Below are 13,105 nucleotides of genomic sequence, written 5' to 3'. Positions count from 1 at the left end.
CGATATCCTCTGAATAGCGAGGCGCACGCCTTTAACGCGCGCCCAACGGGTTAGCGAATTTTCACTTTGGTTAGCTCTTGGCCATCCTCAGACATGACGTGTGTTGAGCACGCAAGGCATGGATCGAAGCTGTGCAAAGTGCGTAGAATCTCGACCGGCTCATCAGGGCGCTCCATCGGCGTATTGAGCAGCGAAGCTTCGAAGGCACCGATGTTGCCTTGGCTATCACGAGGCGAACCATTCCACGTGGTTGGCACCACCGCCTGATAGTTCTCGATCTTGCCATCTTTGATCTTGATCCAGTGGCCCAGTGCGCCACGTGGAGCTTCGTTGATGCCCACACCTTTCGCTTCTTTCGGCCAGTTCGCAGGATCCCACTTTTCGACGTTCGCTGTTGAGGTATCACCGGCTTTGATGTTACCCACCAACTGGTGCCAATCATCCAACATGGAGTCAGCGCAAAGCTCACACTCGAGTGCGCGGGCAAGTGTACGGCCCAATGTCGAGGGCAGGAACTGCTTCAGGGTCAGCTCATGACCCGTAGCTTGGTTGAAGCTCGCCAATGAGCGATCAACCTGCTCTTTTACATATTCGCGCCCAGATGCATACGCGATGATGTAGCGTGGCAACGGCCCCACTTCCATCGCATGTCCACGCCAGCGTGGCGCTTTAATCCAGCTGTATTTAGCGGATTCATCCAGCTCTTTGATATCGGTTTTGGTACCGACCGTGTTTGGTCCCAGCTCAAAGCTTGGCGATGTTTCACCATCCCATGGGTGCAGGCCGGTTTTGCCCTCCTCATAGCGATACCAAGAGTGATCGACAAACTCTTGCACCTGCTCTGGGTCGCGCACATCCACTGGGTGGATCTCGTCCCAGTTACCCCCAATGATTGCACCAGCGGGCAATAGATCGGTGGACTTATCGTAAGGCACTTGAGTGTAGGTACCATAAGAGAGGAGGTTTTCAGCAGCCAAACCACCCCCGTATAGCCAGTCTTTGTAGATACTTGCAATGGCCATCACATCTGGCAGATAAACATTCTTAGTGAAAGCCTGAGCTTCACGGATACGCTCTAGCACAAAGTTCAGCGTTACCATGTTTACCGGCGCACCTGATGCTCCCGTATCGTCAAGATTGATCGCACACGGCATACCGCCCACCATATAGTTCGGGTGCGGGTTCTTACCTCCGAAGATCGCATGGATTTTGACAATCTCTTTTTGGAAATCCAGTGCTTCCAAGTAGTGCGCTACCGCCATCAAATCCGCCGCTGGGGGCATTTTATAGGCGGGGTTATCCCAGTAGCCGTTAGCGAACAGACCCAACTGGCCAGACTCAACAAACTTCTTCAAGCGCGTTTGAACATCTTTGAAGTAGCCAGGGCTCGATTTTGGGTGGTGTGGCGAGACCATTTTTTGTAGTTCAGATGTCTCCACCGGATCCGCTTTGAGCGCATTAACCGGGTTGACCCAATCCAGCGCATGGAGGTGATAGAAGTGAACGATATGGTCATGGATCTGCAGCGTTTTATCCATCATATGGCGAATAAGATGCGCATTCAGCGGAATCTGAATATCAAGTGCATCCTCAACCGCTCGGACCGACGTTAGTGCGTGAGTGCCTGTGCACACGCCACAGATACGCTCAACAAACGCCCAAGCATCGCGTGGGTCACGCCCCTTAAGAATCACTTCGAGGCCGCGCCACATCGTGCCAGTCGAGACAGCATTGCGGATGATATTGTTCTCATCCACATTGACCTCGCAACGCATATGCCCCTCAATACGAGTAACAGGGTCAACAACGATACGACGGCCGCTGTTATCTAGTTGGTTTGCATTTAGCTCGGTCATTACTCTTGATCTCCTTTGTGCTGAGCCCGCTTAATTGCACTAACAGCCGCGTGAGCCGCAATCGCTGCACCGACACCACCGGCAACAGCGGTGCCGATCTCATCTGCATTTTTCTCAATACCAAACTGATGGATATCGGTGAGGCGGTCATAGAAAGATCCTTTGTCCCAGAAGCCATCTTCTGAGCAGCCGATACAGCCGTGACCTGCTTGAATAGGGAATGATGTCCCCTCATTCCAGCGCACCGTGGAGCAAGCGTTGTAGGTTGTTGGGCCTTTACAGCCAACTTTGTACAAGCAATAACCTTTGCGGGCACCTTCATCGTCCCACTGCTCTACAAATTGGCCCGCATCAAAGTGCGGACGGCGGTAGCATTTATCGTGAATACGCTGGCTGTAGAACATCTTCGGGCGGCCTTGGCGGTCAAGCTCTGGAAGCGTGCCAAAGGTCAGCATGTAGGTAATAACACCGGTCATCACCTCAGCGATTGGCGGGCAACCAGGCACCTTGATGATAGGCTTATCCGTGATCACTTTATGGATAGGTACCGCTTGCGTTGGGTTAGGACGCGCCGCTTGCACACAGCCCCACGATGCACATGAGCCCCAAGCGATGATCGCTGCCGCATCTTTAGCGGCGTGTTTTAGCTGATCGAGAAAAGGCTTACCGCCGACAATACAAAACATGCCATCTTCGTTAAGCGGTGGGTTGCCCTCAACGGCAAGAATATACTTACCTTTGTATTTCTGAATGGTCTCTTCGAGGATCGCTTCAGCTTGATGCCCAGCAGATGCCATCAAGGTATCGTCGTAATCAAGAGAGATCATCGACAGTACGACATCTTTAACGAGCGGGTGAGCAGAACGAATAAAAGACTCGGAGCAACAGGTACACTCCAGCCCATGTAACCACAGTACAGGCGTGCGCTCTTTATTCTCCATCGCGTGGGCGATTTTAGGCGCAAACGCCGGGCCAAGCCCCAAAGCCGCCGCGGTCAAACTGCAATATTTGAGGAAACTACGTCTGGTAATCCCTTGACGCCGCATCACGTCATAAAAGGTTTCAATCTGAGACATTCTGCTCTCCGTTATCTCTTGCCACTGAGCAACTGTGTTCAGATCAAAACTCGGTACTACCGGCCGCTCTCAACACAGTGTCTATTTTTGTTGTAGGTATCAGACACTGTATTAGCAAGAAGCAAGCCAAAAAATAATTTGTTATTTTTCAATAAGTTAAATTTAATTCTAAAATCAACTTTGATACAAAAGCGTAAACTAGTATTCCAGTTTCACCAAAAGCGCAAAGCCAGTTTCCACTCAGTTTTCCAAGTATTGGGCAGCTGCAACGAACGCTTGGCCAACCGATACACCCGCATCATTTGCAGGTAGCGTTTGATGCTCTAAAACACTAAAACCTTTGCGCTGTAACTGGGCAGAGAGCCTGTCAGCAAGCACACGGTTTTGCATCACGCCCCCACTCAAAGCAACCGCGCCAATGGGGTTTCGCGCGGCGACCTGCTCAACAAGCTCTACCCACGCATCAGCAAAGCTGTCATGGAAGCCCAACGCAATCTGCTCTGCGGTGTAGCGCTGGCTGCAGAGGTCTTGCAATAGCGCTTCCCACATAGGTTTTGTCGATAATTGATAAAGCCCATCCTGCTCACTGAGCGCAAATGAGTATCGTGGTGCAGAATCCGCGGTCGCTCTTTGCGCAAACGCTTCTAACTCGATGGCGGCCTGCCCCTCATAACTAATGCGATCAGCGCTACATCCAAGCGCCGCCGCCACTGCATCAAACAGGCGCCCTGCTGAGCTGGTTAGCGGTGTATTGAGCTGTTTACTGATCATATGCTCCAGCACGCGGAGCGGCTTATCTTCAAAGCAAGGAAGCGTTTTAAACTGCGCCAGCAGGCCCGCACTGTGAAGCTGACCTACCAGCGCCCGCCACGGCTCGCGAATCGCCTGCACACCGCCTACCAACGGAAAAGACACCAAGGTGCCTACCCGTGACACACTCGCATATCCACCGTACAAGGCTTCCGCCCCCCATAAGGTTTCATCCACCCCAAAGCCGGTACCGTCAAAACAGAGCCCGAGGATATCGCGTCGGGTACGAGCAATACCCGCTTCCGCCATACAGGCTGCCATATGGGCATGATGGTGCTGAACATGAGTAAGCTCCGCCCTATCCGCTTTGGACTCTCCAAACTGAGTCGAGAGGTATTGCGGGTGAAGATCGATGACATAGCGCTGACTTGGGTGCTGGTAAAGGTTGCGGTAGAGATCATGGGTGTGCTCGTACGCATCGAACGTCGCCGCATCTTCAAGATCACCTAAGTGTTGCGACAATATCGCTTGGTCTTGCTGAATGAAGCACAGTGTGGATTTAAGTTCTGCACCAAGGGCAATTAGGTCTGGCGCCTCAGCAAAACCCTCTGGCATAGAAACCCGAAATGGCGCGTAGCCCCGCGCTAACCGTATCGCGAATGCACGGCCATTGTGGTAACGCAGCACTGAATCATCCATCCGGTTAACGATCTCTCGATCATGCATAACAAAAAAGTCTGCAATCTCAGATAGCGTAGCGCGCGCAACATCATTTTTAATCGCTTGTGGTGCTCCCGAGTGATTGCCACTTGTCATCACCAGCGGGGTCTCAAAAGCGCTTAATAGCAAGTGGTGCTGAGGCGTGTATGGCAACATAAGGCCCAGTTGGTTTTGACCAGGGGCAATCGCTTCAGGGAGTGGCTCACCTTTTGATTGCAACAGCACGACCGGCGCCGCAGGCGATTTAAGCAAGGCTTCGGCTTCAGGCTCAAGCGATACATAGCGTGCAGCAATATCGGTATCCCGCACCATCAGCGCAAAGGGTTTGGCAGGCCGGTTTTTACGTTGGCGCAAGCTCGTAAGTGCATCTTGATGGGTGGCGTCGCACACCAGATGAAATCCCCCCAGTCCTTTTAGAGCGACGACCTTCCCATCACGCAGTTGGGATGAGATAAACGCAAATAGATCGTCGGTTACGATCTCTTCACCGCCGCTTTTTTCAACCCACATACGCGGCCCACACTCGACACAAGCGTTAGGTTGTGCATGGAAGCGCCGGTTGGTCGGCTCTTGGTACTCTGTTAAGCAGTTAGAACACTGCTCAAACACCGACATCGATGTACTGGCCCGATCGTAGGGAATCTCGCGAAGAATACTGATGCGTGGTCCGCAATGCGTGCAGTTGATAAAGGGGTAGCGAAACCGCCGGTTAGCGCTGTCAAACAGCTCTTCTAAGCACGCGTCACAGGTGGCAGCATCAGGCACACAACCCGGTTTTACCACGCCTTTTTTTGACTCAGTGATGTGAAAGTTTATGGGCGGCTCCATCGCCTCGTGAAGCGCCTCGATGGCAACGCTTTCAATGTGTGCGAGCGGTGGCTGCTCCCGCTTTAGCTCATCGATAAACTGATCCAACGTAGCTCGAGTACAGTAGGCATTGATAAACACACCCTGCGCATCATTACCAACCTCTCCAGCGATTTTTAGCTGTTGAGCGACTCGCCAGACAAAGGGCCGAAAGCCCACACCTTGGACCAAACCACTGATGCGAAGACGAAAATACTGAAGGTGCGACATGGGGCTCTCTAGCTAAACGATTTGCCGCAAGCTTAATATAATTAATGCAAAGAGGAGAAATTCAGCAGGGAGGTCATTGCTTGAGATAAGGGCACAGCTCGATGTTGAGCTATGCCAAATAATATTTTAAATACATGATACGTATTAACAGTATTACTTTGTTTCCACTTCAATGAAGACAAATTCGTAGTCGTTGGCATTGATAACGTTATGCTCAACACCAATAGAACGCGCATAGGACTGGCCGGTTTTTAACGGTGCAACAAAGCCGCCTTCAGCGGTTTCAATCTCTAAGTTACCGTCGGTCTGAGGCACAACAACATAATCGTGTTCATGGCGGTGCCAGCCAGTCTCACCACCGGGCGGAAAGCGCCACTCTGTTACGATAAAGCGCTCGTTTTCTAGCTGCTTAGTGCCCACCGCTTGGGGCCGCTTATCTGCCATACATCACCTCAACTCTTATTAAAATCAATAGAGCTTCATATTAGCAATCTTGCAAACAGCGTTAAGTATGCTTTTCTTTACGCAAACGTTAATTGACGAGCACCTAAAACCGAGCCGCCATAAAAAAGCCCCAAACGAGGGGCTCTTATATTACTTCTTCTCTTCTTCGGTAGGCTGCTCAGTTGGCGGCACCTCTTCATGAGGCATACCGCCTTCTGGATGCGCACCCGGCTGGAACATGCTCCAAACCGCCATATTCTGATCAGCAAACTTATTCATCATGGTGAGCGGGTTCGCTACGCCCATCATCGTTTGCATCTGGTCACGAATGCGGTCTTGATGCTCTAGGAAGGCTGCGATGCTCTGCTCTAGGTATTGGCTCATCATCCCCTGCATACTGTCACCATAAAAGCGGATCAACTGCTGCAGAACTTGATTCGTGAGCAACGTGCCATGACCATCAGCTTCTTGTTCACTGATGATCTGCAATAGAATGTTACGCGTCAGGTCGTTACCTGTTTTGGAGTCTAGTACCTGAAATGCTTCACCACTGAGTACCAACTGCTTAACGTCTTCTAACGTGACGTAGCAACTGCGGGAGGTGTCGTAAAGACGACGGTTGGTATATTTTCTTAAAATGCGCAAGGTAACTCTCTCTCTACTTTCAACCGCTAGTTAATCTTTTTTATCGGTTTTACTGCCTGTTGAGCCGCCATAGCCACTCATCATTGTCATTAGCATTTTTTGGAATGTTTCCATCGAACCCACACTGCTGGAGATGTATGGCTTCATTAATGTCAACGGATCGTAGCCCTCTACCCCCGCTTCCATCTGGTCACGGATCTGCTTGATCATCTCATCCTGTAGCGCTGCCACATCGGGCAAACCCAAGACTTTGCGCAGCTCTTCGGGTGTCATATCGACATCGATTCGGAAGTTCATAACGGGACCTCTCTGACCAATTAAAAGCTTGCGTTTTCCTTACACTATATCGCCTCGTGTACGGCAGTGCAAAAAATAAAATAGCCTCACGATTACGTATCTTACTGCGCTTTTTCCGGCCATATCCAGACAAATGCAAGCACTAAGCCACATAAAGCAGCCGCAGATGCAGCATAGAAAGTCAGCTCAACCCCACCGGCTTCCCACAAAAAACCTGCACACAAAGCCCCCGCTGTACCACCCAAACCAAAGCCAATACTTGAGAACAGCGCCTGCCCTCGCCCTTTCGTGTTACCGGTGAAATAAATATTTACGAGCGCAATCCCAACTGCGTGTAAGCAGCCGAATGTGGCCGCATGCATACATTGTGCGATAACGAGCAGCATCAGCGATTCTGGACTCGCGCCAATGATCCCCCACCGCAATACACAAAGCACAAGACTCATCAGCATAATTTGGCGCAGCCCAAAGCGATCTATAAGTCGATGCATCACGGCAAAGACCGCAACTTCTGCAACAACTCCAATCGACCACATCAAACCAATCGCAGTTTTACTGTAGCCAACATCTTCTAAGAGCACACTGTAGAAGGTGTAGTAAGGCCCGTGTGAAAACTGCACAAAGAACGTGATAGCAAAAAAAGCAACAATATGAGGTTTGCGCAGCAGTAATAGCAAAGACACCGGCGCTTGCGTGAGCTGCTCGGGCCGCTCCGGCTCGGGAACAGCAAGTGAGGTTAGCCAAATCAGTCCGATCAAAGACAATAAGATCGCGGGCAGCCAGATGATATCGATATACTCTAGCACCACGCCAATACCACCCACTGCCAGAATAAATCCAATCGAGCCCCACAGCCGGACTTGGCTGTAACGGTGTTTCTGCTCTTTAAGGTGCCCTAATGTGACCACCTCGAATTGAGGAAGCACAGCATTCCAAAAAAACGAATATCCCAGCATAACTAATGCGATCCCCACCGCACTCTGCTGCCAAAAAATCAGCAAATAGATAACGAAGGTTGCTGCGGCGCCTAGGCGAATAATACGCATCCGCTCGCCACTTCGATCGGCCACCCACCCCCATAGCGCCGGCGCAAAAATACGCGAAATATGCAGCGTTGCCATCACAAGGCCAATTGTTGCTGCATCGAATGAGAGCGACTGTAGATACAGCGACCAATAGGGAACCAACGCCCCTAACAGCGCGAAATAGAAAAAGTAGAAACCAGAGAGCCTAATATACGGCACGCGCTCCATCATGTACCTGCGATTCGTAACAGATTAAAGCCGCCCAGTTTAAGCCATATCATGCGGGCAGGCATGCAAAACCGACGCCTCGGCGACGATAAATCCCCGCAAAAGCGCAAGAAACTGCTTGACCTAACCTCCTAATCACTATAGGGTGCTGTCTCGCTAGATGCTTTTCTCAGTTATTTATGCTTTTCATTTCGGCGCTTCTTCTGAATCACTCGTCCTGTTTTCGTAAGTAAAAGTTAAAACTCCTGCATTCATCTGCCCACTCTTACAGGGCGGCCCAACTGTTTCCGAAAATAGGAAAATTATTATGTCTAATACAACAACTGGCACCGTAAAATGGTTTAACGACGAGAAAGGCTTTGGCTTTATCGAGCAACAATCAGGCCCTGACGTATTTGCGCATTTCAGCGCAATTGCAGGCGAAGGCTTCAAGAGCCTTCAAGAAGGTCAGCCAGTTGAGTTCACGGTGACTCAAGGCCAAAAAGGACCACAAGCGGAAAACATCCGCCCACTATAAGCTTTATTTAGAAGCGATATAGACTAGCGAGCGCGGAAAATCTGCGCTCTCTGTAAAACCTCTCCAAACCTTCCCTTACTCTGCCCTTCGGTAGAGGCATGCAACTAGTGTTACCTTTCGTACTGGGTTAAAACCACCCGATTTGCTCTTCACTATTTATTTCAAGGAAGCAGTTATTATCAGCAACGGAGTCATAATCAATGCTACAAAACATCAATGAACATATCTGCGTATCCCGCCATAGCGCAAACAACCATGAGCGCTGGATATGCTACGAACCTTACGACGCAAGCTCCAACAATAAGCGCCAAACATGGAAGCGCTTAACAGGTTTACTATCGACCTCGGAGATGCAGTGCTATCTTGATAGAAGCTATTCAAGTGATGTATCTAAGTGTTTCACATCCCTTTCAGCTTAAAGGCCAACTTTCACGCTAACCCGCAACCAGAATACCGCGCGAAACTCTTAGGCCTCCAGACAGCATTAAGAAACTAGAATAGCGCTTGCTGGTTTTTCGTTGATCCCGCCCAAAACCACCTAGCTTGAAGCAAGCTAAGTATCTTGGGGATACATCGGTACGTATAACGATTCACAACGGCTTTGGCCCACGCCGAATACGCACGAAGGAGCGCCTGTTGCATTCACGTAAACACGGGGAGATATTGCTTGAGCCTCCCGACAGAAATGCCAGCTTTCGTTGCAATCTAAATAGACAGCGCCGCCCTGATTGACCAGCGCACTACAAGACTACACATTACAGAAACAAAAAAGCGCAGTAAAAACTGCGCTTTTTAACGTAAAAGTATTGCTTAGATCTCAGTCACGCCGCCCATATAAGGCTGAAGCGCTTCTGGCACCTCGATGCGGCCATCTGCTTGCTGATAGTTCTCCAATACCGCTACCAGTGTACGACCAATCGCCAAACCGGAACCGTTCAGTGTGTGCAGCAGCTCAGGCTTACCTGTTTCAGGATTACGTGCACGCGCTTTCAAACGGCGCGCCTGGAAGTCCGTCATGTTAGAGATTGATGATATCTCACGGTACTTATCTTGGCCTGGTAGCCACACTTCGATGTCATAAGTTTTTGCCGAGCTGAAACCTAAGTCACCGCCACACAGCACCACAACACGATATGGCAGGTTTAGCTTCTGCAAAATAGCTTCTGCATGACCTGTCATCTCCTCAAGTGCAGCCCACGACTGAGAGGCTTCAACCACCTGCACCATTTCAACTTTCTCAAACTGATGCTGACGAATCATACCGCGTGTATCTTTACCCGATGCACCCGCTTCTGAGCGGAAACATGGCGTGTGCGCGGTAAACTTCAGAGGTAGTTTTGCGGCATCGACGATCTCGTCGCGAACAATGTTCGTCACCGGCACTTCAGCCGTTGGGATCAAGTAGTATTGACGATCACCAAAAGGAACTTTAAACAGATCTTCGCCAAACTTTGGCAGCTGCCCTGTGCCTTTCAGGCTGTCTTCATTCACCATGTAAGGTACGTAAGCTTCGGTGTAGCCATGCTCAGTAGTCTGTACGTCGAGCATAAATTGAATAAGTGCACGGTGCAGGCGCGCAATTTTACCGGTCATAACCGCAAAACGTGAGCCTGTAAGCTTTGCTGCAGTTTCAAAATCCAGCTCGCCGTGCTGTTCGCCAAGCGCAACATGATCCTGCGGCTCAAAATCGAAGCTACGTGGCGTGCCCCATTGGCGCACTTCCACGTTGTCATCTTCGTCTTCCCCAAAAGGTACCGACTCGTCCGGGATATTCGGCACACCCAGCAGCATGTCGTCAAGTTCTGCTGAAATTTCATTCAACTGCTGCTTAGCCGCATCGAGTTTATCGCCCAGTGATGCAACTTCGGCCAGTAGTGGCTGGATATCTTCACCCGAAGCCTTTGCCTTACCGATCATTTTCGAACGAGTATTCCGTTCATTTTGCAGGTTTTCTGTCTCTACCTGCACTTCACGGCGTTTAGCTTCTAACTCGTTGAAACGCTCAACAGGGAACGCAAAGTGCTTTTTCTCCAGCTGCTGTGCAACTGCTTCCGGGTTAGCCCGTACAATTTTCGTATCTAACATGAGATTTCAAATAACCTTAATTAAATCAGGCGGGTGATCCAGATACCTGCCATCAAAGCAGAGATCGATAATAAGACGCTAAATAATACATAGATTAACGCTGACATGATATGTCCCTTCTCAAATAGCGCCGCAGTTTCAAGCGCAAATGAGGAAAAGGTTGTGAAGGCGCCTAAAAAACCCACCATCAGCAGAGGACGAAGCTCTGGAGCCAGCTTGACTTTCTCCATGATGAGCACAAAAAGCACCCCCATGATAAAGGAGCCAAGGACATTACATATCAGCGTCCCGACAGGCAGGCGGTCATGGGTGCTATTAAAAAGGCCTGCTATCCAATATCTTCCTAATGCACCCAGCGCACCTCCGGTGGCGACGGCGATAACAGTTTGCATACGTCTCTCGCTTCTATTGGTATCGTTTGATCGGGCTTTGGCTGTCAAATAGTTCCAGTTGCTCAAGTTTCGCGCTGATTTTGCTCTCAAGGCCGCGCGCTGTCGGCTGATAATAGCGGCGCTCTTTGAGCGCCTCAGGCAGATAGACCTCGCCTGCGGCGTAAGCGTTAGGTTCATTATGAGCATAGCGATACTCGGCGCCATACCCAAGATCTTTCATGAGCGAAGTCGGCGCATTACGAAGATGCACCGGCACTTCATAATCGGGGTCATCGGCCACATCCTGTTTACACTGGTTAAACGCTTGATAAACCGCATTACTCTTGGGTGCGCAAGCACAATAGATCGCCGCTTGTGCGATTGCACGCTCGCCTTCAGCCGCACCAACTCGTTCAAACGCGTCCCATGCTGCTAGAACCACTTGCATAGCCCGCGGATCCGCATTCCCGATATCTTCTGAGGCGATAGCGACAAGACGCCTTGCAACGTAGAGCGGGTCTGCACCACCTTGCAGCATACGACAATACCAGTAGAGCGCACCATCAGGAGATGAGCCACGCACCGACTTATGAAACGCAGAGATCATATCAAAGTAAAGATCTCCGCCTTTATCAAAGCGCCGAGCTGATTGGGCCAGTACCTCTGCGACACTCTCTGCGCCTATATACTCACCACCCTCTTGTGGCTGTGCCATATCAACCGCGATTTCGAGCAAATTCAGCGCTCTGCGCGCGTCACCATCAGCTGCCTGAGCGAGCTTACTTAAAACGCCCTCAGCAAACGTGAGATGGCGCTGCCCCAACCCTCTCTCGCTATCTTCAATTGCTCTCACCAAAACCGCTAACAGCTCATCCACTGAAAGACTCTTTAGCAGATAGACGCGCGCCCTAGATAGCAGCGCATTATTCAGCTCAAACGAGGGATTTTCGGTTGTAGCGCCAACAAAGATAAAGGTGCCGTCTTCGATATAGGGTAAAAAGGCATCTTGCTGTGATTTATTAAAGCGGTGTACTTCATCAACAAATAGAACGGTGCTAACGCCCCGCATCTGAGCAACATGCTTGGCCTCATCAACTGCTGCGCGAATCTCTTTAACACCCGACATCACCGCCGAAATCGTCACAAAGTGCGCATCGCAACTCGTTGCCAGCATCTTCGCCAAGGTTGTTTTGCCAACGCCCGGCGGCCCCCAGAAAATCATCGAGTGCAAAATACCTTGCTCAACAGCACGTCGCAGCGGTTTATCGTGGCCAAGCAGGTGTGACTGGCCAGCGTAATCGGCCAACGAGGCTGGCCGCATTCGGTCCGCTAGCGGTCGATAATGCTGTGGTGTGCTATCGAAAAGGTCTTGCATTAAGGCGTATCACTAATGATGACATCAACACCCTCTGGCGCTGCAAACTGAAATAGCGCCTCACTCAGGGTTGCGTTGACCTCGACGTTGTTGAACATCACAGTCGTTTTCTGGCCTAACAGGTCGATCAGCAGCAGCTCAGACATCACACCATCAACAAAGAACAAACGAATACTCTGAAAATTCCCCTCATCCGAACGTGGCAGCAGTTGAAAAAGCTGCTCGCTATCGTTATTGAGAATCAGCGAAATATCGTACTCTTTCGCGAGGGCGGCAACATCACCGTTAAGTATGTGTGCGGCGCCGTTATTACCCGCTACCGAAAATGGTTTGCGCGTTGCCTGCTCTAAATCGGGGTCATAGATCCAAACATAGGTACCGTCACTGACGATCGTTTGCGGATACGGCGTGCTTGTTATCCATCGAAACTTACCAGGGCGCGAAACACTAACCTCGCCTTGCGAAACAGCAACTGCAAGATTGTCGTTCGAGCGCGTGACTTGCTCAAACTCGGCCGAGAAATGGCTGTAATCACCGAGAAGCTTATCCAACTGATCAGCCGCCTTTCCCGCTGCCAGCGCAAATACCGGCATACAAACGAGAACACTACTGATCACTACTTGCTTAAATCTCTTCATA

12 protein-coding genes are annotated in these 13,105 nt (G+C 50.5%); 1 reads left to right on the top strand and 11 read right to left on the bottom strand.

What is annotated here, in order from left to right:
• Positions 1–50: 50 nt before the first annotated feature.
• The 7 genes from EOE65_RS04565 to EOE65_RS04535 form a co-directional block, all read right to left on the bottom strand.
• Complete coding sequence (locus tag EOE65_RS04565; RefSeq protein WP_127693098.1) at positions 51–1,856, bottom strand: nickel-dependent hydrogenase large subunit; 1,806 nt, start codon at positions 1,854–1,856, stop codon at positions 51–53.
• On the bottom strand, positions 1,856–2,932 hold the full coding sequence (locus EOE65_RS04560) for a hydrogenase small subunit (protein ID WP_127693097.1): 1,077 nt from the start codon (positions 2,930–2,932) through the stop codon (positions 1,856–1,858). The genes EOE65_RS04565 and EOE65_RS04560 overlap by 1 nt, the downstream gene beginning before the upstream one ends.
• A 240-nt stretch (positions 2,933–3,172) precedes the next feature.
• Complete coding sequence (hypF, locus tag EOE65_RS04555; RefSeq protein WP_127693096.1) at positions 3,173–5,479, bottom strand: carbamoyltransferase HypF; 2,307 nt, start codon at positions 5,477–5,479, stop codon at positions 3,173–3,175.
• A gap of 153 nt (positions 5,480–5,632) precedes the next feature.
• A complete protein-coding gene (locus EOE65_RS04550) occupies positions 5,633–5,923 on the bottom strand; it encodes a cupin domain-containing protein (RefSeq protein WP_127693095.1) in 291 nt (96 codons plus the stop codon).
• A 150-nt stretch (positions 5,924–6,073) separates the two neighbouring features.
• Positions 6,074–6,568: a polyhydroxyalkanoate synthesis repressor PhaR gene (phaR, locus tag EOE65_RS04545; protein WP_240656906.1), complete on the bottom strand. Its 495-nt coding sequence runs from the start codon at positions 6,566–6,568 to the stop codon at positions 6,074–6,076.
• Positions 6,569–6,598: 30 nt separating this feature from the next.
• A complete protein-coding gene (locus tag EOE65_RS04540; protein WP_127693094.1) occupies positions 6,599–6,865 on the bottom strand; it encodes a DUF6489 family protein in 267 nt (88 codons plus the stop codon).
• A 101-nt stretch (positions 6,866–6,966) separates the two neighbouring features.
• Positions 6,967–8,118, bottom strand: a complete 1,152-nt coding sequence (locus tag EOE65_RS04535) for an MFS transporter (RefSeq protein ID WP_240656916.1) — start codon at positions 8,116–8,118, stop codon at positions 6,967–6,969.
• A gap of 307 nt (positions 8,119–8,425) precedes the next feature.
• Between EOE65_RS04535 and EOE65_RS04530 the strand changes: the two genes are divergently transcribed.
• Positions 8,426–8,635 (top strand): cold-shock protein, encoded by a 210-nt coding sequence (locus EOE65_RS04530; RefSeq protein ID WP_127693092.1) that lies wholly within the window; start codon positions 8,426–8,428, stop codon positions 8,633–8,635.
• A gap of 810 nt (positions 8,636–9,445) precedes the next feature.
• Here EOE65_RS04530 and serS read toward each other — a convergent pair.
• From serS to lolA, 4 genes are read right to left on the bottom strand one after another with little or no spacing between them, the layout of a single operon-like run.
• On the bottom strand, positions 9,446–10,720 hold the full coding sequence (gene serS, locus EOE65_RS04525; RefSeq protein WP_127693091.1) for a serine--tRNA ligase: 1,275 nt from the start codon (positions 10,718–10,720) through the stop codon (positions 9,446–9,448).
• Between the two features lie 20 nt (positions 10,721–10,740).
• Positions 10,741–11,112, bottom strand: coding sequence for a fluoride efflux transporter CrcB (gene crcB, locus EOE65_RS04520; RefSeq protein ID WP_127693090.1), 372 nt, complete (start codon positions 11,110–11,112; stop codon positions 10,741–10,743).
• 13 nt (positions 11,113–11,125) lie between these two features.
• Positions 11,126–12,466 (bottom strand): replication-associated recombination protein A, encoded by a 1,341-nt coding sequence (locus tag EOE65_RS04515; protein WP_127693089.1) that lies wholly within the window; start codon positions 12,464–12,466, stop codon positions 11,126–11,128.
• Positions 12,466–13,104, bottom strand: coding sequence for an outer membrane lipoprotein periplasmic chaperone LolA (gene lolA, locus EOE65_RS04510; protein WP_127693088.1), 639 nt, complete (start codon positions 13,102–13,104; stop codon positions 12,466–12,468). The genes EOE65_RS04515 and lolA overlap by 1 nt, the downstream gene beginning before the upstream one ends.
• Position 13,105 lies beyond the last annotated feature (1 nt).

Source organism: Neptunomonas marina (genome assembly GCF_004005935.1).
In the GTDB taxonomy this organism is placed as follows: domain Bacteria; phylum Pseudomonadota; class Gammaproteobacteria; order Pseudomonadales; family Balneatricaceae; genus Neptunomonas; species Neptunomonas marina.
This window is presented reverse-complemented; position numbering and strand designations above follow the sequence as displayed.